20 protein-coding genes, 1 tRNA gene and 2 rRNA genes are annotated in these 22388 nt (G+C 40.5%); 16 read left to right on the top strand and 7 right to left on the bottom strand.

Annotated features, from left to right (window positions below; genetic code table 11):
* Window positions 1-36: 36 nt before the first annotated feature.
* The 13 genes from N745_RS0108015 (at window position 37) to N745_RS0107955 (ending at window position 13498) form a co-directional block, all read left to right on the top strand.
* A 23S ribosomal RNA gene (locus tag N745_RS0108015) occupies window positions 37-2871 on the top strand.
* A 158-nt stretch (window positions 2872-3029) separates the two neighbouring features.
* Window positions 3030-3144 (top strand): 5S ribosomal RNA (gene rrf, locus N745_RS0108010).
* A gap of 101 nt (window positions 3145-3245) precedes the next feature.
* Complete coding sequence (locus N745_RS0108005) at window positions 3246-3992, top strand: biotin--[acetyl-CoA-carboxylase] ligase (protein ID WP_024851606.1); 747 nt, start codon at window positions 3246-3248, stop codon at window positions 3990-3992.
* The gene (locus tag N745_RS0108000; protein WP_024851605.1) at window positions 3989-4741 is read left to right on the top strand and encodes a type III pantothenate kinase; all 753 of its coding nucleotides are present in this window, start codon (window positions 3989-3991) and stop codon (window positions 4739-4741) included. Before N745_RS0108005 ends, N745_RS0108000 begins: the two co-directional genes overlap by 4 nt.
* A gap of 46 nt (window positions 4742-4787) precedes the next feature.
* Window positions 4788-4863 (top strand) — tRNA-Thr (locus N745_RS0107995).
* Window positions 4864-5186: 323 nt separating this feature from the next.
* Complete coding sequence (carA, locus tag N745_RS0107990) at window positions 5187-6323, top strand: glutamine-hydrolyzing carbamoyl-phosphate synthase small subunit (RefSeq protein WP_024851604.1); 1137 nt, start codon at window positions 5187-5189, stop codon at window positions 6321-6323.
* A gap of 13 nt (window positions 6324-6336) precedes the next feature.
* A complete protein-coding gene (carB, locus tag N745_RS0107985; RefSeq protein ID WP_024851603.1) occupies window positions 6337-9552 on the top strand; it encodes a carbamoyl-phosphate synthase large subunit in 3216 nt (1071 codons plus the stop codon).
* 65 nt (window positions 9553-9617) lie between these two features.
* A complete protein-coding gene (greA, locus tag N745_RS0107980; RefSeq protein WP_024851602.1) occupies window positions 9618-10094 on the top strand; it encodes a transcription elongation factor GreA in 477 nt (158 codons plus the stop codon).
* On the top strand, window positions 10094-10537 hold the full coding sequence (locus N745_RS0107975) for a DUF4149 domain-containing protein (RefSeq protein WP_024851601.1): 444 nt from the start codon (window positions 10094-10096) through the stop codon (window positions 10535-10537). Before greA ends, N745_RS0107975 begins: the two co-directional genes overlap by 1 nt.
* 134 nt (window positions 10538-10671) lie before the next feature.
* Window positions 10672-11058 carry a hypothetical protein gene (locus N745_RS0107970; protein ID WP_024851600.1) on the top strand — a complete coding sequence of 129 codons (387 nt, stop codon included), beginning with the start codon at window positions 10672-10674 and terminating at the stop codon, window positions 11056-11058.
* 70 nt (window positions 11059-11128) lie between these two features.
* Window positions 11129-11941: a ferritin-like domain-containing protein gene (locus N745_RS0107965; protein ID WP_051453393.1), complete on the top strand. Its 813-nt coding sequence runs from the start codon at window positions 11129-11131 to the stop codon at window positions 11939-11941.
* A complete protein-coding gene (locus N745_RS0107960) occupies window positions 11942-12574 on the top strand; it encodes a class I SAM-dependent methyltransferase (protein WP_024851598.1) in 633 nt (210 codons plus the stop codon). It abuts the gene before it with no gap.
* 15 nt (window positions 12575-12589) lie between these two features.
* Entirely contained in the window at window positions 12590-13498 is a 909-nt protein-coding gene (locus N745_RS0107955; RefSeq protein WP_245595673.1) for an ROK family protein, read from the top strand.
* An 18-nt stretch (window positions 13499-13516) separates the two neighbouring features.
* Here N745_RS0107955 and N745_RS0107950 read toward each other — a convergent pair whose 3' ends face one another.
* Window positions 13517-13978 (bottom strand): hypothetical protein, encoded by a 462-nt coding sequence (locus N745_RS0107950; protein WP_024851596.1) that lies wholly within the window; start codon window positions 13976-13978, stop codon window positions 13517-13519.
* 142 nt (window positions 13979-14120) lie between these two features.
* Here N745_RS0107950 and N745_RS0107945 point away from each other — a divergent pair, with 142 nt between their 5' ends.
* The gene (locus tag N745_RS0107945) at window positions 14121-14456 is read left to right on the top strand and encodes a thioredoxin family protein (RefSeq protein WP_024851595.1); all 336 of its coding nucleotides are present in this window, start codon (window positions 14121-14123) and stop codon (window positions 14454-14456) included.
* A gap of 104 nt (window positions 14457-14560) precedes the next feature.
* Here the strand turns inward: N745_RS0107945 and N745_RS0107940 are convergent, their stop codons facing one another.
* From N745_RS0107940 to N745_RS0107930, 3 genes are all read right to left on the bottom strand, one after another.
* On the bottom strand, window positions 14561-15760 hold the full coding sequence (locus N745_RS0107940) for a hypothetical protein (protein WP_024851594.1): 1200 nt from the start codon (window positions 15758-15760) through the stop codon (window positions 14561-14563).
* Between the two features lie 28 nt (window positions 15761-15788).
* Window positions 15789-17180, bottom strand: coding sequence for a midas domain-containing protein (locus tag N745_RS0107935; protein ID WP_024851593.1), 1392 nt, complete (start codon window positions 17178-17180; stop codon window positions 15789-15791).
* 169 nt (window positions 17181-17349) lie between these two features.
* A complete protein-coding gene (locus N745_RS0107930) occupies window positions 17350-18054 on the bottom strand; it encodes an RluA family pseudouridine synthase (RefSeq protein WP_024851592.1) in 705 nt (234 codons plus the stop codon).
* Between the two features lie 580 nt (window positions 18055-18634).
* On the opposite strand from N745_RS0107930, the gene N745_RS0107925 reads away from it, so the two are divergent.
* Complete coding sequence (locus N745_RS0107925) at window positions 18635-19009, top strand: ASCH domain-containing protein (protein WP_024851591.1); 375 nt, start codon at window positions 18635-18637, stop codon at window positions 19007-19009.
* On the opposite strand, the gene N745_RS0107920 is transcribed toward N745_RS0107925, so the two are convergent.
* Both N745_RS0107920 and N745_RS0107915 read right to left on the bottom strand, forming a co-directional pair.
* Entirely contained in the window at window positions 18969-20066 is a 1098-nt protein-coding gene (locus tag N745_RS0107920; protein ID WP_024851590.1) for a hypothetical protein, read from the bottom strand. The genes N745_RS0107925 and N745_RS0107920 overlap by 41 nt on opposite strands.
* Before the next feature lie 12 nt (window positions 20067-20078).
* On the bottom strand, window positions 20079-21155 hold the full coding sequence (locus N745_RS0107915) for a GNAT family protein (RefSeq protein ID WP_024851589.1): 1077 nt from the start codon (window positions 21153-21155) through the stop codon (window positions 20079-20081).
* A 290-nt stretch (window positions 21156-21445) separates the two neighbouring features.
* Between N745_RS0107915 and N745_RS0107910 the strand changes: the two genes are divergently transcribed.
* On the top strand, window positions 21446-21934 hold the full coding sequence (locus N745_RS0107910) for a low molecular weight protein-tyrosine-phosphatase (RefSeq protein WP_024851588.1): 489 nt from the start codon (window positions 21446-21448) through the stop codon (window positions 21932-21934).
* Here N745_RS0107910 and N745_RS0107905 read toward each other — a convergent pair.
* Window positions 21929-22381, bottom strand: a complete 453-nt coding sequence (locus N745_RS0107905; RefSeq protein ID WP_024851587.1) for a GNAT family N-acetyltransferase — start codon at window positions 22379-22381, stop codon at window positions 21929-21931. The two genes, N745_RS0107910 and N745_RS0107905, sit on opposite strands and share 6 nt — an antisense overlap.
* Window positions 22382-22388: the final 7 nt, after the last annotated feature.

Genomic DNA, 22388 nt, shown 5'->3' with positions numbered 1-22388 from the left:
GCAACACAAAAGGTCAAGGTTATTTTTGAGTTGTATAGTTAAGTGACTAAGCGTACACGGTGGATGCCTAGGCGGTAGAAGGCGATGAAGGACGTAGTAACTTGCGATAAGCCACGGGGAGTTAGTAAACAAGCTTTGATCCGTGGATTTCCGAATGGGAAAACCCACTCATTTTATGAGTATCCCTTTATGGGAGGCAAACCTGGAGAACTGAAACATCTAAGTACCCAGAGGAAAAGAAATCAACCGAGATTCCCTAAGTAGCGGCGAGCGAACGGGGACCAGCCCTAAAGCATTTATTAAGATAGCAGAACACTCTGGAAAGTGTGACGATACAAGGTGATAGTCCTGTATGCAAAATCTTATTAAGTGTTATTCGAGTAGGACGGAACACGTGAAATTCTGTCTGAACATGGGGGGACCACCCTCCAAGGCTAAATACTCTCTACCGACCGATAGTGAACCAGTACCGTGAGGGAAAGGCGAAAAGAACCCCGGAAGGGGAGTGAAATAGAACCTGAAACCGTGTACGTACAAGCAGTGGGAGCACCTTCGTGGTGTGACCGCGTACCTTTTGTATAATGGGTCAGCGACTTACGTTATGTTGCAAGGTTAACCGAATAGGGGAGCCGAAGGGAAACCGAGTCTTAAATGGGCGATTAGTAGCATGGCGTAGACCCGAAACCGGGCGATCTATCCATGGCCAGGTTGAAGGTTGGGTAACACCAACTGGAGGACCGAACCCACGTATGTTGAAAAATGCAGGGATGAGCTGTGGATCGGAGTGAAAGGCTAATCAAGCCCGGAGATAGCTGGTTCTCCTCGAAATCTATTTAGGTAGAGCCTCATGTATCACTGTTGGGGGTAGAGCACTGTTATGGTCTAGCGGGCCGTCAAGGCTTAGCAGCCCATTGCAAACTCCGAATACCAACAAGTGCAATCATGGGAGACAGACTGCGGGTGCTAACGTCCGTTGTCAAGAGGGAAACAACCCAGACCGCCAGCTAAGGTCCCTAAACACTATTAAGTGGGAAAGGATGTGGGAAGGCTTAGACAGTCAGGAGGTTGGCTTAGAAGCAGCCACCCTTTAAAGAAAGCGTAATAGCTCACTGATCGAGTCGGCCTGCGCCGAAGATTTAACGGGGCTAAATAGTGTACCGAAGCTGCGGATGCCGTAAGGCATGGTAGAGGAGCGTCGTGTAAGCCTGCGAAGGGGCATTGTAAAGTGTCCTGGAGGTATCACGAGTGCGAATGCTGACATGAGTAGCGATAAAGGGAGTGAAAAGCTCCCTCGCCGAAAGACCAAGGGTTCCTACGCAACGTTAATCGACGTAGGGTTAGTCGACCCCTAAGGCGAGGCCGAGAGGCGTAGTCGATGGGAAATAGGTTAATATTCCTATACTTTTTATTACTGCGATGGAGGGACGGAGAAGGCTAGGCAAGCTTGCTGATGGTTGCAAGTTCAAGCGTTTAGGCAGAGATCTTAGGCAAATCCGGGATCTTAATGCTGAGGCGTGATGAGGAGTCCTCTTTTGGACGAAGTTGTTGATGCCATGCTTCCAAGAAAAGCTTCTAAGCTTCAGGTAATAAAGAATCGTACCCCAAACCAACACAGGTGGTCAGGATGAGAATTCCAAGGCGCTTGAGAGAACTCGGGTGAAGGAACTAGGCAAAATGATACCGTAACTTCGGGAGAAGGTATGCCCACGCGAGTGGGCCGCAGAGACTAGGTGGCTGCAACTGTTTACTAAAAACATAGCACTGTGCAAAATCGAAAGATGACGTATACGGTGTGACGCCTGCCCGGTGCCGGAAGGTTAATTGATGGGGTTAGCTTATGCGAAGCTCTTGATCGAAGCCCCGGTAAACGGCGGCCGTAACTATAACGGTCCTAAGGTAGCGAAATTCCTTGTCGGGTAAGTTCCGACCTGCACGAATGGCGTAATGATGGCCACACTGTCTCCACCCGAGACTCAGCGAAATTGAACTCGCAGTTAAGATGCTGCGTACCCGCGGCTAGACGGAAAGACCCCGTGAACCTTTACTATAGCTTTGCACTGGACTTTGATACTATCTGTGTAGGATAGGTGGGAGGCTTTGAAGCAGTAACGCCAGTTATTGTGGAGCCAATCTTGAAATACCACCCTGATATTATTGAGGTTCTAACCTAGGCCAGTGAATCCTGGTCAGGGACAGTGTATGGTGGGTAGTTTGACTGGGGCGGTCTCCTCCTAAAGAGTAACGGAGGAGCGCGAAGGTACCCTCAGCACGGTCGGACATCGTGCAATGAGCGCAAGAGTAAAAGGGTGCTTGACTGCGAGACTGACACGTCGAGCAGGTGCGAAAGCAGGTTCTAGTGATCCGGTGGTTCTGTGTGGAAGGGCCATCGCTCAACGGATAAAAGGTACTCCGGGGATAACAGGCTGATACCGCCCAAGAGTTCATATCGACGGCGGTGTTTGGCACCTCGATGTCGGCTCATCACATCCTGGGGCTGAAGTCGGTCCCAAGGGTATGGCTGTTCGCCATTTAAAGTGGTACGCGAGCTGGGTTTAGAACGTCGTGAGACAGTTCGGTCCCTATCTGCCGTGGGCGTTGGAGAATTGAGAGGGGCTGCTCCTAGTACGAGAGGACCGGAGTGGACGATCCGCTGGTGTTCCTGTTGTCTCGCCAGAGGCATTGCAGGGTAGCTATGATCGGAAGGGATAACCGCTGAAAGCATCTAAGCGGGAAACCCGCCTCAAGATAAGTTCTCCCTAGACTTTAAGTCTTCTAAAGGGCCGTTAAAGACTATGACGTTGATAGGCTGGATGTGGAAGTGCAGTAATGTATGAAGCTAACCAGTACTAATTACCCGTGAGGCTTAACTATACAACTCAAAAGTGACTTTTGAAGGCATGTTTGAGCTTGAGTAGCTAGAGAAATGACGCAATGAAAGATACATGTGTTGTAGAACAATATGCTCTTAATAAAGATTGATCCAAATTCAGTGAGTTGATGGTAAAACATCAGCTTACATAACCAAATTGCTTGGGGACCATAGCGAGATGGAACCACCTGATCCCATTCCGAACTCAGTAGTGAAACGTCTCAGCGCCGATGGTAGTGTGGCAGGTGCCATGTGAGAGTAGGTCATCTCCAAGCTTATATTCTGAAAACCACTCTTATGAGTGGTTTTTTTTTGCTTGTAACTTTTTGTCCAAGCATGTCAAAGTATTACTGATACAGTGATTTCGGGTTTATTTATGCATTTTGATCCAAATGCCTTAGGCACAGAATTCCCTTTTGATGTCTTTCATTTTTCATCGATTGATTCGACAAGTCGATATTTAAAGGATGAAATTACTCAAGGAAAAATTAAGAAACCTACATTTTGTATCGCCGATGAGCAGACAGCAGGCTATGGGCAACGTGAACGTAGTTGGAATGCTGATAAAGCTCTTTCTCCTTTAACTTGTTCGTTTACCTTTTCAGTTGATTATCCATTGGATAAGTTGTTGCTGAAAAGTGTACCTGTAGCATTGATTCTCCATCGGTTGCTGTCAAAGTATTCACAAGGCAATTATCAAGTAAAATGGCCTAACGATATCTATGCTAATGGACTGAAGGCCGCAGGGTGCTTGATAGAATTAGTAAAAGCAGATAAAAGAATGTATGTCGTCTTCGGGCTTGGTATAAACTTAAGCGCCCCAAATGATTCATTGTATGGCTTTGTAAAAGAGCTTGATATTTATCATTTTTTAACTGAATTCGGCAATGAACTAATCACTTTTTTTATGTCTGAAGAAACAGAAGTAGCTAAAAAAATTATTAGTGATTGGCGGGATGTTGATTACTTTTCTCCAGGTGAATTAGTCATTGTTGAAGATAAGGGTGAACATGTGAAAGGTCGGTATTATGGGCTTAATAATTTTTTTCAACCTCAGGTTCAGATTGATGGTGAACTAAAGTCTTTCATGACCGGACAAGTATCAATAAGAAAAATAATATGAAAATCTTTTTTGAATTAGGAAACTCTAGGCTCAAGGCAGCTTGTGTTGTTAATAATAGTTATGAATTTTTAGGTGCAGTAGATAAATCCTTAATTGAAGATGGACAATTCCTAGAAGTTCTACAGCTAAATAATTTAGAACAAGTTACAAATATCTATTTTTGTTCTGTGGCATCTGCAGATAAAACTGCTTTATTAATTGAGCAGATTAAACAATCGTTTAAGTGTTACCCAACAGAACTTACATCTCAGCCAAGTTGCTGTGGTATTAAAAGCGGTTATGACCAATTTAACCTTCTTGGTGTTGATCGCTGGATGTCTATTTTGGGTGCAAGCATAGATGCTTCAAACCCAGTCATGATTGTTAGTGTTGGTACAGCAATGACAATTGACGCTGTGATTGATACAAAGCATTTAGGTGGCTTTATTGTGCCGGGGTTATCTTTAATGCGCCGTTCTCTATCATTAAACACCGCTGGATTGGATTGCTATGATGAGCCAACTGAACAAAAAGAACTAAAACTCATGGCGACTAATACAGAGAATGCGATTTTAGGTGGCACTTTGTATATGGCTGGAAGTTATATCAATGCAGTGATTAGAGATCTTGAAAATGAAACAGGTCGTAAGTTCGATTGTATTGGCACTGGCGGTGATTTTTTAAGTATTGAACCTTTGTTAGATAAGTCGTTTTCTTACGTAGAAGACTTGACATTAATTGGAATGTTGAAAGTTGCCGAAAGTTTCTAAAAAATTGTTGACATCACGCATTTTGAACTTATAATACGCCGCATCAGCCGACATAGCACAATTGGTAGTGCAACTGATTTGTAATCAGTAGGTTTCAAGTTCAAGTCTTGATGTCGGCACCATATCTCAAAGCCACACTAATTTTTAGTGTGGCTTTTTTGTTTCTATGTTATTGAAAAACGAGAAAAACTTTCAAACATCGTTCAGTTGTGTCTAGACACCCAATCTTTAATCAAGTAAAATTCACCCAATCAAATTTATAGCTAAAATTAACGCTTTAGCAGTTTTACGGGGTGAATATTGAAGATGGCGTGCAAGTGTCATTTATCCATTAAGAAACGGAGTGAGTTCCATAAGGGACTGGCTCCGTTTTTTTATATGTGCAGTTCACAACGCTAAACGTTAATTTTTGGTGCATAACCTTTTACTGGCGGCGGAAAAAAATATGACACAAGCTTTACTGGCTTTAGAAGATGGCACTCTTTTCTGGGGCACCTCTCTCGGTGCAGAAGGAAAAACCGTTGGAGAAGTGGTTTTTAATACTTCTTTGACTGGTTACCAAGAAATCCTTACGGATCCTTCCTATTTCAAACAAATTGTTACTTTGACTTATCCACACATTGGGAATGTAGGCGTTAATAGAGAAGACGAAGAATCTCCAGCTATTATGGCTCAGGGCTTAATTGTGAAAGATTGTCCTGCTTTAATGAGTAACTTTAGAGCTGAAAAGTCACTTCCTGAGTACCTTAAAGAACAAAATGTTGTAGCGATTACGGATATTGATACGCGAAAATTAACCCGTTTGCTAAGAGCTAAAGGTGCGCAGTCAGGTGTTGTTGTAACTGGTGATGATATCGATGCTGATGCAGCCGTTGCCGATGCAAAAGCATTTTCCGGTTTGAAAGGGTTGGACTTGGCAAAAGAAGTTACAACTGCCGAAAGCTATCAGTGGACAGAAGGTACTTGGAAGTTGGGTGAGGGTCATCCAATTCCAAATGAAAAGCCGATGTATAAGGTTGTCGCTTTTGATTATGGTGTTAAACGCAATATTTTACGTATGTTGGTTGAAAGAGGCTGCGAACTGATTGTAGTACCGGCAAAAACACCAGCAGAAGATGTTTTAGCAATGAATCCTGATGGCGTGTTCTTATCAAATGGACCAGGGGATCCAGAACCGTGTGATTATGCAATTGAAGCAATTCAGAAAGTGCTTGAAACGGATATTCCAGTTTTCGGTATTTGCTTAGGGCATCAGTTATTGGCATTAGCATCTGGTGCAAAAACGGTAAAAATGAAATTTGGTCATCATGGTGCGAATCATCCTGTTCAGGATATTAAAACGAAAAAAGTGATGATTACCTCACAAAACCACGGTTTTGCGGTAGATTCAGATACATTGCCTGACAACATAGAAGCGACGCACTATTCGTTGTTTGATGGTTCTTTACAAGGTATCCAAAGAACAGATAAGTCCGCGTTTAGTTTCCAAGGTCATCCTGAAGCAAGCCCAGGTCCGCATGATGTTGCGCCGCTGTTTGATCAGTTTATTGAAAATATGAAGCAATTTAAATCGAAGAAGTAATAGGGAAGATTCGATGCCAAAAAGAACAGATATAAAAAGTATTTTAATCATTGGTGCAGGCCCTATTATTATCGGACAAGCCTGTGAGTTCGACTATTCCGGTGTACAAGCATGTAAGGCTTTAAGAGAAGAAGGTTATCGTGTCATTCTGGTGAATTCTAATCCAGCGACGATTATGACAGACCCTGAAATGGCTGACGCTACTTATATTGAGCCGATTGAGTGGAAAACCGTTCGTAATATTATTGAAAAAGAACGTCCGGATGCTATTTTACCGACGATGGGTGGTCAAACTGCACTGAACTGTGCGTTAGAACTGCATGACAAAGGTGTTTTGGAAGAGTTTGGTGTAGAGCTTATCGGTGCGAATGCAGATGCGATAGATAAAGCTGAAAACCGTGAACGTTTCCGCCAAGCAATGGAAAAAATTGGTCTTGATATGCCAGTTTCTGCTGTTGCACATAATATGGAAGAAGCTTGGGTTGTACAAGAAAAAGTTGGTTTTCCAACTGTTATCCGTCCATCATTTACTTTGGGTGGTTCTGGTGGTGGTATTGCCTACAACAAGCAGGAATTTGAAGAAATTTGTAAGTTCGGTTTGGATTTGTCACCAACGAATGAGCTATTGATTGAAGAGTCAATCCTTGGTTGGAAAGAATATGAAATGGAAGTGGTTCGAGACAAGAACGACAATGCCATTATAGTTTGTTCTATCGAAAACCTAGACCCAATGGGTGTTCATACTGGTGACTCTATTACTGTTGCGCCAGCACAAACATTGACGGACAAAGAATATCAAATTATGCGTAATGCTTCTTTAGCAGTATTGCGAGAGATTGGTGTTGAAACGGGTGGGTCAAACGTACAATTCTCAATTAACCCTGATACGGGGCGTATGATTATTATCGAGATGAACCCTCGTGTTTCTCGTTCTTCTGCTCTTGCGTCTAAAGCAACAGGTTTCCCTATCGCAAAAGTTGCCGCAAAATTAGCGGTTGGCTATACGCTTGATGAATTAAAAAATGATATTACAGATGGTGCAACACCAGCTTCATTCGAACCGACCATTGACTATGTTGTGACAAAAGTCCCTCGTTTTACCTTTGAAAAGTTCCCTCAAGCACAAGCACGATTGACGACACAAATGAAGTCAGTTGGTGAAGTCATGGCAATTGGCCGCTCTTTCCAGGAGTCAATTCAAAAAGCTTTACGTGGACTGGAAACGGGCAAGGATGGTTTTGATGAAATCATGCCTCTAGCGCAGCTTGAAGAAAAGAATATCAAGGATATTTTACGTCAGGAGTTAAGAACACCTGGTCCAGAAAGATTATGGTATGTTGCTGATGCATTTAGAGCGGGTTGGGATTTAGAAACCGTTTTTGATATTTCAAAAATTGATCCTTGGTTCCTATCGCAAATTCAAGAGCTTGTTTTAATAGAAGATGATTTAAAACAACGTGGTTTGGATGCGTTAGACGAAAATTATTTGCGTAATTTGAAACGTAAAGGCTTCTCTGACAACCGTTTGGCAAAACTGTTGAATACGGATGCTGCATTTATTCGTAAGTTTAGACATACATTGAATGTCCGCCCAGTATTTAAACGTGTAGATACTTGTGCAGCAGAGTTTGAAACAAGTACGGCATATATGTACTCGACCTATGAAGAAGAGTGTGAGGCATGCCCAACAGACAAAGACAAGATCATGGTGTTGGGTGGTGGTCCGAACCGTATCGGTCAGGGAATAGAGTTTGATTATTGCTGTGTTCACGCGGCTATGGCTATGCGCGAAGATGGTTATGAAACGATTATGGTTAACTGTAACCCTGAAACGGTTTCAACAGATTATGACACCTCTGACAGACTGTACTTTGAGCCGCTAACGCTTGAAGATGTGTTAGAAATTGTTGAAGTAGAGAAGCCAAAAGGGGTTATCGTTCAATATGGTGGTCAAACGCCATTGAAACTTGCAGAGGACTTGGAAGAGGCTGGTGTGCCGATTATTGGTACGTCACCTGAGTCAATCGACCTTGCAGAAGATCGTGAGCGTTTTCAACAGTTATTACATAGTTTAGAGTTGAAGCAGCCACCAAATAGAACAGCTAGAAGCGAAGATCAAGCCTTGGCTTTGGCAAATGAAATCGGTTACCCATTGGTAGTGCGTCCTTCTTATGTTTTAGGTGGGCGAGCAATGGAAATCGTTTATAACGATACAGACTTGACTCGTTATATGACTGAGGCTGTAAAGGTATCGAATGATTCACCAGTACTGCTAGATCGATTCTTGGATGATGCTGTCGAGCTTGACGTCGATGCGATTTGTGATGGTGAGCAAGTTGTTATCGGTGGTGTCATGGAGCATATTGAACAAGCAGGGATTCACTCAGGTGACTCAGCATGTTCATTGCCTCCTTATAGTATTCCAATGCACATTCAAGATGAAATTCGTGTTCAAGTTGCTAAGATGGCAAAAGCTTTGAATGTTGTCGGTTTAATGAATACGCAGTTTGCCGTTAAGGGTGAAGATATCTACGTTTTAGAAGTTAATCCTCGCGCTTCTCGTACAGTACCATTTGTATCGAAAGCAATTGGTAAGCCTCTGGCAAAAATTGCAGCACGCTGTATGGTAGGACAAAAACTATCTGAGCAAGAGTTTACGAAAGAAATTCGTCCAGAGCATTTCTCTGTTAAAGAAGCGGTTTTCCCATTCATTAAATTCCTAGGTGTAGACCCTATTCTTGGGCCTGAAATGAAATCAACTGGGGAAGTAATGGGCGTAGGTGATACTTTTGCCGAAGCTTATCAGAAAGCACAATTGGCTGGTGGTACGGTGCTACCAACTTCTGGGAAAGCATTTTTAAGTGTACGTCAAGCTGATAGAGTTAAGGTGATTGATTTGGCTCGTCAGTTGGTAGAAAAAGGCTTTACGCTTTTGGCTACTCGAGGTACAGCGAAAACATTGCAAGAAGCTGGCATTGAATGTGAAGCGGTTAATAAAGTAACAGAAGGCCGCCCGAATATTGTTGACTCGATTGTAAATGAAGATGTTGATTTGATTGTTAACACTTCTGATGGATCTGTTAGTATTAAAGACTCTTCAAGCATTCGTCGTGAAGCGTTAATGCACAAAATCTGCTATACAACTACAATGGCAGGTGCTTTGGCGATGGTTGCATCTATGGAATATTTGGATAACCAGAAAGTAACGCGTTTACAAAATATTCGATAATTTGATTAAGTAACTTTTGTAGCGCCAAGTCTTTGGACTTGGCGTTTTTGTTTTGAGGTATAGGTATGCAAAGACATCCAATGACAAAAGAAGGTGCAGATGCACTGCAAGTTGAGCTAAACAAGCTTAAAAAAGAAGATCGTCCCGCTATTTCTACAGCTATTGCCGTAGCGCGTGAGCATGGAGATTTGAAAGAAAATGCTGAATACCATGCAGCTCGTGAACAACAAGGTTTGATTGAAGCTCGCATTGCTAAAATCGAGCATATTTTGGGAACAGTTCAAATTATCGATGTCAGCAAGCTAAAACCAAATGGAAAAGTTGTTTTTGGTGCTACAGTAACGGTATTGAATATCGATACTGATGAAGAAATGACCTATAAGATTGTTGGTCATGAAGAAGCTGATATTAATCAAGGAAAAATCTCTGTCAATTCTCCAATTGCGCGTGCGCTTATTGGTAAAGAAGAAGGCGAAGAAGTTGTAGTTGCAGCACCGAGTGGTAATATCGACTACGAAATCGTTGAGATTCAGTATATCTAATGCTAAAGCTCATCTTTCTTTCTGCAGTTTGGTTAACGGTAAATATCACAATAGGTTATGTCGTTGCACCTGTATTGTTTAGTTTGTTAGATAAGGTACAAGCAGGTCAAGTGATGTCTGTTTTGTTGAATGGACTTTATTTTTTTGATCTGGCTATCATACTGTTTATCTTATTTGGATTGATGCTGACCCAAGCATGCAGAATGAAAAGAGAAATGTGGTTAGTGATTACTGCCATTATGGTTGCCGTGAATCAGTGGTTCATTTCACCCAAGATGGAATGGTTAAAAATCCATGATATGACAGGTCACGTCATGCAGCTATCGTTTGCACAATGGCATGGCATTTCTCAGTTGGTTTTTTTATTGACATTAGTCTGTTTTGCACTTTGGGCTTATGCCTATTCAAAGCAGCTTTTTCTCAAGGGTTCCGTAAAGGTTTAGCGACATAAAATTGCCTTATACCGTGCTAATTTTTTTTAGTCTGGATTTCAGGATTTACAGTTGCAATTTACTGTTAAAACATTCACAATAGCTTCGTTAAATATAATCGTACCCTAATATTCTGGAGTAGTTAAATGAAACACTTAACACTAAAAGCACTCTTTATTTCTGCTGTAGCAGCACTTTCAATGAACGTTCAAGCTGCTGAATCAACTTATGACCAATGTGTTGCTGATGGTAACATGGTTATTAAACTTGGTAAGGAACAAGGTGCTAAGGCTGCTAAAGCTTACAAGCAAAAAACTACAGTTGCACAATGTTTTGCAGCACTAGATAAGCTTGAGCAAGCGCCAGATATTCAAAAAAGAGCTGGTAGCAAAGTTGCAGTAGAAACTCACAACCCTTCATACTACATGACTGGTGCTGAGAAGCTTCAATGGGCTAAGTTGTTTGCAGCTATTGATGCAAAACAATACCGTGGTGTTGAATACCTAATGGGTGTTTACTACCGTAAGCACTAATACGCTTTAGGTAGCAGTTAAAAAAAGCCGGTTTTTACCGGCTTTTTTTGTTTATGGGTATCGTGTAAAAATGACAGAACATAACTTTTTTGAATCCGCTTATGCTTGTTTGATTGAGAAGGATCTTGACCGAAAAATTTCATTGGTCGATCAGTTACAACAGGGCTGGGAAAAAGGAATATACAACTTCAATCCGACACAGATGATTTATCGTGTGTCTGATGCAGGTAGACCTGCATTGCCGGAACTTGTGCCACCTAAAAGTTTACCCAAAAGAAGATTGGGAACGCCAGAGGGGCATGCTGCGCTTATTCACTCAATTGCTCATATCGAGTTCAATGCGATTAATTTAGCTTTAGATGCTTTGTATCGTTTTCAGACTTTACCAAAAGCTTACTACCAAGACTGGTTAAGAGTCGCGACAGAAGAGTCTTATCATTTTCAGATGATTCGTGAACATCTTTATCATTTGGGGTATGAATATGGTGACTTCAAAGCTCATAACGGTTTATGGGTAACAACTTTTGAAACGGATCATGATCCTATTGTTAGAATGGCACTAGTCCCTAGAACACTTGAAGCAAGAGGTCTTGATGTCACGCCTCCTATGATAAAGAAGTTACGTGCCATTGGCGATAAGCGTGGGGTAGAAATTTTAAAGATCCTTCTGAATGATGAAATAGGGCATGTAGAGGTGGGAACAAGATGGTTCCGTTACTTGTGCAAAGAAGCTGGCTTAAATCCATTTAAAGAATTTGTGAATATCATCGAAAGCTATTTTCATGGTGATTTAAGAGGCCCGTTTAATTTTGAAGCAAGACAAGAAGCTGGTTTTTCTGAAGAAGAAATTCACTGGTTGAAGTCAATTGAATCCGGACAGTAAATGCCAAAGCTTACAGAAAAACACCGGCTAAGAATTGTTACACGTCATAAAGCCTCTATAGAGCGTTATGGTTATAAACCTGCTGCTTTGTTTTGGAAAGACAAATACGTTCAAGAGTTGCGCTTCGCTCAATTTTTGGATTGGATGGAGGCGCAACCAAAGCTAGCAGGGCAGCCTAAAGTATTAGATGTCGGCTGTGGTTTTGCTGATCTTTATAAATACTTTACTCATCATGGGTTGGCTGTGAATTATGTTGGCTTAGATGTCTCTCCAGATATGATTTTTGCATCACAAAATATCTACCCTGATCTCAAGTTTTTAAATGGTGAAATATATGATTTTGAACTAGAAAATGAGTCTTTTGATTGGGTGTTTATGTCAGGTGCGCTTAATGAAGTCATTGATGATTCGGGAGAATATGCTTTTGGTGTTATCCGAAAAATGTATGAGCTCTCAAAGCAAGGTGTAGCATTCAATTTATTGAACCAAACTCATGAATGGACTTTTCAATGCGCAGACCTAATGAGCTTTGATCCACAAAAAGTAAAAAGGTTTTGTCAGACTTTTTGTTCTCATGTTGAAGTCAAAATGGATTATCTGCCTAATGATTTCACCGTGTTCTTACGCAAGTAACGATTAAGGCTAAGTATGATGTTTTGTGGCGTTGATTTAGGCGGAACTAAAATTGAAATCATTGTGTTATCAGATAACAATGAAATACTGTTTCGCCAACGTGTGGCTACGCCACAAGGTCATTATCAAAAAACATTGGATACTATCGTTTCATTGTTTACACAAGCCGAACAGGCTGTAGGTAAACTCTCTGCACTGGGTATCGGTATTCCTGGTGCTATCTCTCAAAAGACTGGTCGCATTAAAAATGCAAACTCGGTTTGTTTGATCGATAAAGACTTAAAAAATGACCTGATGGATCGTTTGAATTGCCCTGTACGTCTATCTAATGATGCAAACTGCTTTGCATTGTCTGAAGCGATTGATGGTGCTGGGAAAGGTGCTCAAACAGTTTTTGGCGTCATAATAGGCACGGGTTGTGGTGGCGGTTTGGTTATCAAAAACCAAGTATTAGATGGTGCCAACCTGATTGCCGGTGAGTGGGGGCATAACCCCTTACCTTGGTTGGGAGATGATGAAACTCGTATGCCATGCTATTGTGGCAAGTCAGGTTGTATTGAGACATTTTTATCCGGCCCAGGTTTTGCCAAACATTTTGAGCAAACATCTGGTAAATTGTTAACCGCTCAAGAAATTGTCGCCAGCGCACAGTTTAATCAAGATGAACTTTCAACAGATGCCGCTCAGGCTTTAGAGCACTATTGTGTTTGGTTGGCAAAAGGATTGGCTTCGGTAATCAATATTTTTGACCCGGATGTGATTGTGTTGGGTGGAGGCATGTCTAATATTGATTACCTTTACCAGCGTGTACCACAAATCTGGGAAGAATGGGTATTCAGCGACCAAGTTGTAACACAGTTACAAAAAGCCCAATGGGGTGACTCAAGTGGCGTCAGAGGTGCAGCTTGGTTAACTAAGCCTTAAAGTAACTTGTTCGGCTTTTTATAAAACCGGATGTTGCTCAGCGTTTTTTAACTGCTTACGTAATTGCCATCCATTATCGGTTTTAATAAATAGAAAGCGTCTTTTAAACGTCAACTGATCACCTGCTTGAAACTCTGGTAACGTGAGCTTTAATAATCCAATCTGTAATGCAAGGTGAGCTTTTTCCATTGGTGTATAGCTGTCATTATCTTTTAGAGTTAAGAGATAGTTCTCCAAGGTGATTTGAGCTGTCGCAACAATAGACATTTCTGCTACATAATGGTTGTCGTTTTCATTGTAACCATTTTCTTTTGTGACTTGAGATGCCAAGAAAATGCCTTGAAATTCATTATTAAAGAATTGTGTAGAGTCTTGGTTGATTTGCTCCAATGTCGGTTTATGAGAGAGAGTACATCCGTTTAATAGTAAGGCAACTAGAAGTAAAACGAGTTTTGCGAAGAATGTATTTGAGTTTGACACTTCAAGCCTTCCTTATGATTTGTGTCTGTTTAGAATCATTATACGCATTGAACCAACGAATATCATGGTTCGGTTACGACAGGTTTTTATTATGAACAGAGTATAATTAGCGTTTCTTTACAAAGAAGATAGAAGAAGCCACATGCAGACAATAAAAGAATTAGAAGTACTAGATACCCTAAAAGCAGAAAAAGATGCCTTGTTGGTGCTTTTTGGGGGGCAGGAGTGCAATGTATGCCATGCAATCAAACCAAAATTAATCGAGATGTTCTCAGAACGTTTCCCGAAGATTGAAATGGTCTATATTGATTGTCATCTAACAACAGGTATTTGCTCTCAACAAAGTATTTTCACCTTACCGGTTGTTCAAGTCTATTTTGGTGGCCAAAAGTTTGTCGAAGAGATTAGAAGCTTTAGCTTGAGTAAATTGTTAGATGATTGTCAGCGCCCTTACGATTTAATGTTTGCAGGCGATTGATTAAGAAAAGAAAAATCTGCCAGGCTGGGGTAGTGCTCGAACAATCATTTAAATAGAAAAAGGCTAGGTCAATACCTAGCCTTTTTTATGTAGGCTTATTGTTGTTACCGAGCTTTAAATTCGTAGCTGCCAGCTGGTACCTCAGTTTTTTTATTACTTTCTTTTATTGCTTCAAGTTGTATCTTCAAGTCGTTTTGCTGTGTTTTAACCTCTTGTAGCTGCTCAGAAAGAGACTTTAAAGATGACTGGATAGATGATAAATTTTCTTGAGCCGCAGTTTTATCTTTTGCTGTAGCTTTTTTAGCAGTAGGCGATTTTTTAAGTTGAGCCAGTGATGCTTTTACTGACTTCATTTGTTTTCCTAAGTTGCTCACCCGCCAAAGAATAGCGTTTAATTTTTTAACCTGTGATTCAGTTAAGCCCATAGAGGTAACTTCAATCGGTGCGGTTTTGATTGCAGTGGTATCTGTCGCTTTAGATAACTTTTTATCTTCAGTTTTTTGCTGTTTAGTCAACTCAGCAATCATGTCATCCAATTTACTCATTTGTTGCTGCTGAATTTGCGACAAGTGTGCAATTTGTTTCTTCAGCTCAGCATCCATTTCAGCTGTTACGGTTGTTGCTGGAGCAGCTGGTGCTTGAGCTTCAGGTAGTGCTTTTGGTACTGGTTGAGGAGTAGCTTGAGGTTTAGGCGTAACTGGAGCCGGTGCCTCTTGCATTTTGGTTGCTCTATGCTGATTGCTCGCAACAATGGATTCAACCAGTGATGCCATTTGATCAGTTTTTAATGTCATTTTCTTATTGAGCAGTTCTGTCTGGGTAGAAATGATATCGGTCACTTCACCCTTGAGGGATTCGTTTTTCTTCTGAACGCTGTAAAACAAAAAGCCCATAATACTCGTTGAGAGAACACTGACGACAATAGCGATCACCAGTACAATGGTGGTAGCACTTTTATTTGATTCTAGTTCTTTATTAACGTTTCTAACAGACTGACGCCAAGCAACATTAGAGTCCGCAAGCTCCATGGCTTGTCGTTTTTGTTCCTGAGAAAGTTGAACGGCTGTTTCGGTGGCTGACTGACATTGCTCAGCTGCCTGTTGGGCAGTTTTTGCCGACTCTAAAGAAATGGTTGCCGCTTCAATAGCGTTTGGGCTATCTGTTTTAGCAAGCGTTTCCTGATTTTCAGTCACGCGTTCTACTTCCGATTCCATGGTGTTTGTGCTGGTTTCCAGCTTATCCAGTTCATCTAGAAGATCGTCCGTGATTGAGTTGTTGTCAGCGGTCATATCAGTTTCACTCATGGCGTATGCCTTTTTACAATTGCATTTATTATTTTGTCAGGTCGTTTATTTTTTGTTTGAGCTGTTCATTGTGCTGAAGCAAATTATCATTTTTGGAACGCAACTCATTCAAAATAGCACTAATATCCTGGCCTGAAGCTTCATAGTTTAATTGTGCCGATTCAATTTGATAGTTAGCTTTTTTAGCCGCTTCAAATGCTCTTTCGGTCGCTTTAAAAGTTTCTTCTATCGCTTGTTGTGTGCGGTCAGCTGCATCATGTGCTTTTTTGCTCACTTCAATCGCCATTAACGTGGCTTCTTTCGCTGTTTTAGAAACTTTGTCGGCCAGTTCTTGAATTTCTTCATCCAAAGTGACAGCTTGCTCCATGATCTCAACAGACTCATTTGCTTGATTGGTGGATATTGGCGATGCCTCATCTTCAGTTACCGCTTCTTCCATGACAACGGGTTCTTCGGTTACAGCACTAGGCTCAATCTCATCTTCCAGATCATCTAGCTCGGCAGGTTCGTCTGCGATCATTGGTTCTTCATTTTCTTCAACAGTCGCTTCATCATCAACAGCTACGGTTTCTGCTGAATCGTCTTCAGCGGAAGGTTCTTCATCTTCAGTAGACGTTTCAGCTTCTACTTGATCTAGGATGTCATTGACCTGTGCACCTTCTGCTTCTGGTTCTAATTCTTTTGTCAAATCATCGTCTTCTAATGCTGTTGCCATTTCGGTTTCAACAGCTTCTGGAATATCGCCCATGATGTCTTCAAGCTCCGCGATATCTTCTGCACTGGTTTCAACAGATGGAGCCGTTTCATCTTCTGTTAGGCTTGCCACTTCATCCAATAAATCATCGGTTGAATCTTCAGGCATGTCTTCACTAGGCATAGCGTCTTCAACAGTGTCTTCAACAGTGTCTTCTAAAACTGGTTCTTCGATAGCAGGCTCTTCTGCAACAGGCTCTTCCGTAACTGGCTCGGCTGCATCTTCAGTTGTTGTTTCAGCCTCCGGCATTTCTGCGACTAACTCTGCCTCATCGGTTTGATTCTCTACGTCGTCAAGCATGGCCATCATTTCTGCGTCAGCAGCGGATTCGACATCATCTGTGGTACTTTCAAGCTCCTCGTCCGAGCTATCCGAAGCTACTTCATTTGTAATAGGTTCTGGCACTTCGATCTCTGATGGTTCTGGTACTTCAACAACATCTTCATTTTCAGTATCGAGTTCACTTAGTACATCGAGAAGATCATCTGCTGAAGCATCATTGCCTTCTTTCAAAGTGTCGGTATCACGTAGTTTGTCCATCATTTCTTCCGCCTGTCGAGACACGCCCGTCCCGTCCTTATAAATGTTTTCTTCAGGGATTTCTCCCATCATTTCAAGCATTTCTTTTGTGGCTTGGTCATCTTTTTCCAAATCTACTTCTGACATAACTCTGTCCTTCCTGAGCTAAACACTTGCAATGTGAGCGTCTTTAAAGGGTTACTTTACGCCCAAAATGCTAACTTTCAAAGTTGTTAGGCGGGCTTTTCAGCTTCCAATGAATTCAATTGCCAACTTCCATAGCAGTTTTTATGCCATTTGATGTTGGCTCGCAAAGCTACCAGAAATCTGCTATTTGATTGAAAGCCATGTGTTTTTGAGTTGTTGGGTGTTTAAAGCCTAATTGAAACGCGTGTAAATGCAGTCGTTTAAATGCTTGTTGATTAGGTTGGTCGGCATATAAGTTGTCGCCTAGCATAGGATGCCCGAGTTGTTTCATATGAAGGCGAAGTTGGTGAGAACGGCCTGTAATAGGGGTGAGCAGTACTTTGAAACTGTTTTCAAGTTGTTGTTCCTGCTGCCACAGGGTTTGTGCGAACTTACCATATTTAAAATCTATCATTTGTAGCGGGCGGTTTTCCCAATCACACCGCATTGGTTGGCAGACTTGACCACCAGATTGAGAAGGGCACCCAAAGCAGATGGCTTGATATTGTTTGGCCGTTTCACGCATTTCAAATTGACGGCTTAGGTTTCGATGCGCCTCCGCATTTTTGGCTAGCACCATTAGGCCAGAGGTATCCATGTCCAACCGATGAACAATCAATGCTTCTGGCGTGCGGGTTTGAACCTGCCCTATTAAGCTTGCTAAAGGATCGGCATCTCGTCCTGGTACAGATAATAGCCCGGATGGTTTGTTAACGACAATTACATCAGCATCTTCATACACCAGCCAATCTTCCGCAAAGGGAATCAGTAAAATAGGTGGTTTGGCAGAGGTTCTGCCACCGGTTTTGGTGTTTTTACTGGCTGATTTGTTCATGAAGTTGATACGAATAAATTTGCTTATCTTTATTGAGGTTTGAGTTTTGAGTTTTGAGTTTTGGTTAGAATGTGGCTATTTTAGCGATTTTAATAATAAATTTGAGAGAGTTATGAGTCATAAGGTATCTGTTATTTTTGTTTGCTTAGGCAATAAGAGGGGTTTATTGTAATACATTGATTTTAAAGAGATTAATATCATTTTTCAAATTATCCCTAAAACAAACTGGAAGTATGACTTTCAGTTGTAGGCAAGTTTTGCCTCTGGATGGGTAATTATCTCCCAAAATGCTAGAGAGCTAACAATTTTGTTAGCTTTTATGAGTGCCATGTTTTAACAAATTAATCTTGCATTAATTGGTCAAATATCCGACGTTTTTGCGAAGAATTTTAGCGCAGATATCAGAAGTATTACCTATCTTAAAATTATCAAAGTTACTAACAAACTTGTCTTTAGTAGCTATAAGTTTTGTTAAAAAACAGGTGCCTTACCACAGAAAAAATATCCAAATTGATGTTTATATAGTGCAAAATACATTTTTAAATTTGGCATAACGATTAGAAATAAAAGGGCATTGTGAGTGAGAGTATTACTGTCAATCAAACCTGAGTTCGCGGAAAAGATTTTATCAGGGCAGAAGCGCTTTGAATTTAGAAAAGTAGTGTTTAAAAATCAGAATGTACGTTCTGTAGTGATTTATGCTTCGAGTCCAGTCCAGAAGGTCGTTGGTGAATTTGATGTCCAAGCTATACTATCAATGCCACCGGAGGATTTGTGGTGCAAAACATTTAAATATTCAGGGATTGAGAAAGATTATTTTGATCAATATTTTTTGGGCAGAGAAACAGCCTTTGCATTGAAAATATCTTCACCACAAGAATATGAAAAACCTTTTGACTTAAAAAAGCTTGGAATTAAGGTCCCACCACAGTCTTTTTGCTATTTGGCTGAGTAGATAGCTTTATTTGAGTCTTTTTGTCATATGCAGGATTCTCTGCTTTTTTAACCTGGTTAGGCTTAGATAATGCATCAGGATAAGTGGTGTCCTCTAATGCTTTAAATGCATAATTCCCGAGGACACCGGAAGCAGAACCAAATATTAGAGTGAAAATAGCTGCAGTCAGAATTATTTTTTTATTACTTTTTTCTGTTATTAGTTTTACAAATAAATCATAGTCATTATTAGCATCGTTTTCATATGAGTACTCTTTCTTCCAATGGTAGGCGACGATTTTAGCCTTATCTTCCTCGGTATGAAGAAAAGAAAAAGCCTTATTTTTTTTAGGGAAATACCCTTTCCAGTCATCTTTTTCTAATAACCTAGTGTCCTTAGGTGATTTTGTACCAAATACGATTTTTTGACTTGTATCAACCAGCAGAAAAACATGAATCCGTAATAGCTTATCTTTGAAAGCTTTAACGGCAATACTGTTTGGTAGGCTTCTAGGCATATTGACTCTAAAATCTAAGTAAGAATATTCTTCTTTTTTTCCTGCAAACCAATAGGGAGTGCCGGACTCTTCTTCATGTAGACCTTGGAGTTTATTTAATCTAAAACGAAAGTAATAACTGCCGTTATTAGTTTTTTTGGAAATACAGTTATCGAAATTAATAGATATTAATGAACTATCGTTTTCACAAGGTGTGACATCAAAAATATCTGAACCTAATGTACATATATGTAGTTTTTTTGTACCGTTCAATGTGACTTCTGATGATGCATTCGTAGGATCTGAGCTGACAGACACTGTGGAGTTGAACATAGCTCCAAGAGTGTCAGGTTTCTTAGTTAACGTTTCTCCTAAATTTTCTATGCATGAACTATCAATTTGAAATGGGCAAAATAAGTTTATTTTTTTTGCACCTTCTACTTCATGAACTGTTAATCCAATTTCTATAAAGCGTTCCGTTGTAGGCCCTGTGATTTTTAGGTTTACATCCAGAGAGTAAGTGTAATATTCTTGTGTCCCGTCAATCCATACAGCTAGTGAGTTTTTGCTTGATGTATTCATTATTTTTATCCCTCAAACATGAACTAATAAGTTGCTGTTCGCTTGGCCCATTTTAAAAATGTGTCCAAATTGATCTTTAGTAAGAGGGAAGCATCCCCAATAGCGAGGATGCAAGTGAACATGGTCAATCAGGTCACCATTTGTCACGCGATGACGTAAGGCAATGTTATAGGTTAACTTTATTATCTTTGGGTATTTTTTAGAACGGTAAAAATAGGATAATTCTTCTGTTGTAAATACGCTTCCTTTTTCACAGTAGTTCATAAAGTCGAGTTCGTGTTGAAAATCGAAAATACTTTTTATCTCGTCAACAATGCAAATGGATGTAACTACCGCTCTATATCTCGCAGCAGATAGGCCATCTCCAGTTCTATAAATTAAAATTATGTCACCTCTTTTCATCTGAGATATACATTCTAGTTTTGTGAGATAAATTTTAGAAATGGTATTGGTTTCAGATACATCCTGAATTAGCTCATATGACTCATTGGTTAAGATGGAATCAGGAAACATTCTAGTATGGAATTCCGGATAAATTCCCAAAACCCAATAATTTACATTTGATGTATTAACGAGGGGATAACTTTTATAAATATCAAAGTTGCCGTTTTGGTCATCAAAGTGAAAGTCGAGTCTTTTGACTAAAACATTTTCTCTTGTGCTCGTCTTTTTCCCCCAATGCATGAAGCCAAATTTTTTCAGTAATTCGATTAAGTGATCATGTTCATCAAAAACGGTTACATATACTTCAGAGATTTCAGATTCAGAAGCATAATCAATGATTTTTTTAATTATCCTTTCTCCAAGTCGGGTTCCCCTAGAAATAGCTTTTAAAGTCCCAACTTTAACTCTGATTCCCCGTTCAAATGGGGGGTCTATATCAGAGTAATTTTCATCTAGTCCTTCACATTTTAAATATAAGAAAGCATCTAATTGCTGATGTTTATTAAATAAAACATATGCACATTCGCCTTCTGAGGCCTTTCTTTGATACCATATCGGAAATTCAGGATAAGCTTCTTTTAATGAATCAAAAAACTCTTGTTCTAAATTAATTTCCGATAGTTGTTTGTATTCAAAGTTAGCCATGAATAATCCCCATTCAATAATATTTGAAATTCTGAAATAAAGACATAATCTGTCAAATAGTGGTAAAAAATACTAAAAACTCTACCATATATCACAATAAAGTTTATTGAATTTAATATGCTCTAAATTTAGAGGCGGATTATTGAATCACTATCAGAGTATATTTTTAGAGTTTACTTTTTAAGGTAGTTGAGATTAGTTTTCCCCAAAACATTTTTTAAGTTATTGAGTTTTTTAATAAAAAACTCAGTTTTTTCACATAAATCTAGTTTGTGATTGGATGTAAGTATATGAAAAATAAAGAAAAGGTAAGGGTTCTTTTTGTTTGCTTAGGCAATATTTGCCGTTCGCCAACAGCGCATGCGGTGTTCAGACGTATGGTTGATGAAGCTGCGTTGTCAGATCTTGTTTTGATCGATTCTGCTGGAACAGCGGCTTATCATGTGGGGAAACAGCCAGATGCTCGCTCTACGCAAGTGGCTGAATCGCGTGGGATTCCTATGGCGGATTTACGCGCTAGGAAGGTTGATCTAGGGGATATTATTCAGTTCGATTATATCTTGGCAATGGATCGTTCAAACTATATGGATTTAATGGAACTGGCCTTGCCTGAGCATCGTGAAAAAATTCGTATGTTCCTTGATTTTGCACCGGAGTACGATGAGACAGAAGTGCCTGACCCATACTATGGCGGGCCCGCTGGCTTTGATCATGTCTTTGATTTGGTAACCGCCGCATCAAAAGGCCTGCTTGATGATATTCGAGCAAACCACTTATAAACTGGTTTCGTATATAAAAATCTGCCAGGCTGGGTGTTGTCTTAAATAGGGCTCAAAGGTGGTTTGAACTGCTTTGGGTAAAGAGGCAAGTTCAGCTATAAGGTAACTATTGTGTTGATAAAAATCTGATAGATCAGGTTTTACCAAGCAGACAATGCCTGACGATTTTTGAGTTTGTCCAAGTGATTGTTGTATATGTTTCAGCAATGCTGATGCAAAGCCTTGGTGACGGTATTCTGGAATAATAAAAAGACTGCGCAGCCATAAATAGTTATCAAGTGGGCGCAACCAAGTTGCGCCGATTAAGGTTTGCTCGAAGTGGATGGTGAAAAGCAAATCCGCTCTACCTGCTGTCGCTTGCCCATGCTGTTTTAGAAACCGGTTGCCGAGTAAAAAAGTGCTGTCTTTAGCTTGTTGGCAGTGTATCGGTGCCATCGGACTTGTCATATCAGGT

The organism is Hydrogenovibrio kuenenii DSM 12350 (assembly GCF_000526715.1).
In the GTDB taxonomy this organism is placed as follows: Bacteria; Pseudomonadota; Gammaproteobacteria; order Thiomicrospirales; family Thiomicrospiraceae; genus Hydrogenovibrio; species Hydrogenovibrio kuenenii.
This window is presented reverse-complemented; position numbering and strand designations above follow the sequence as displayed.

Bases quoted from the DNA above. Each gene is read 5' to 3' on its own strand.
- N745_RS0108005 (WP_024851606.1), top strand. From the start codon at position 3,246: ATGCATTTTGATCCAAATGCCTTAGGCACAGAATTCCCTTTTGATGTC.
- greA (WP_024851602.1), top strand. From the start codon at position 9,618: ATGCAAAGACATCCAATGACAAAAGAAGGTGCAGATGCACTGCAAGTT.
- N745_RS0107955 (WP_245595673.1), top strand. From the start codon at position 12,590: ATGATGTTTTGTGGCGTTGATTTAGGCGGAACTAAAATTGAAATCATT.
- N745_RS0107930 (WP_024851592.1), bottom strand. From the start codon at position 18,054: ATGAACAAATCAGCCAGTAAAAACACCAAAACCGGTGGCAGAACCTCT.
- N745_RS0108000 (WP_024851605.1), top strand. From the start codon at position 3,989: ATGAAAATCTTTTTTGAATTAGGAAACTCTAGGCTCAAGGCAGCTTGT.
- N745_RS0107915 (WP_024851589.1), bottom strand. From the start codon at position 21,155: ATGGCTAACTTTGAATACAAACAACTATCGGAAATTAATTTAGAACAA.
- N745_RS0107970 (WP_024851600.1), top strand. From the start codon at position 10,672: ATGAAACACTTAACACTAAAAGCACTCTTTATTTCTGCTGTAGCAGCA.
- N745_RS0107940 (WP_024851594.1), bottom strand. From the start codon at position 15,760: ATGAGTGAAACTGATATGACCGCTGACAACAACTCAATCACGGACGAT.
- N745_RS0107975 (WP_024851601.1), top strand. From the start codon at position 10,094: ATGCTAAAGCTCATCTTTCTTTCTGCAGTTTGGTTAACGGTAAATATC.
- carA (WP_024851604.1), top strand. From the start codon at position 5,187: ATGACACAAGCTTTACTGGCTTTAGAAGATGGCACTCTTTTCTGGGGC.
- N745_RS0107905 (WP_024851587.1), bottom strand. From the start codon at position 22,381: ATGACAAGTCCGATGGCACCGATACACTGCCAACAAGCTAAAGACAGC.
- N745_RS0107965 (WP_051453393.1), top strand. From the start codon at position 11,129: ATGACAGAACATAACTTTTTTGAATCCGCTTATGCTTGTTTGATTGAG.
- N745_RS0107945 (WP_024851595.1), top strand. From the start codon at position 14,121: ATGCAGACAATAAAAGAATTAGAAGTACTAGATACCCTAAAAGCAGAA.
- N745_RS0107960 (WP_024851598.1), top strand. From the start codon at position 11,942: ATGCCAAAGCTTACAGAAAAACACCGGCTAAGAATTGTTACACGTCAT.
- N745_RS0107920 (WP_024851590.1), bottom strand. From the start codon at position 20,066: ATGAATACATCAAGCAAAAACTCACTAGCTGTATGGATTGACGGGACA.
- carB (WP_024851603.1), top strand. From the start codon at position 6,337: ATGCCAAAAAGAACAGATATAAAAAGTATTTTAATCATTGGTGCAGGC.
- N745_RS0107910 (WP_024851588.1), top strand. From the start codon at position 21,446: ATGAAAAATAAAGAAAAGGTAAGGGTTCTTTTTGTTTGCTTAGGCAAT.
- N745_RS0107935 (WP_024851593.1), bottom strand. From the start codon at position 17,180: ATGTCAGAAGTAGATTTGGAAAAAGATGACCAAGCCACAAAAGAAATG.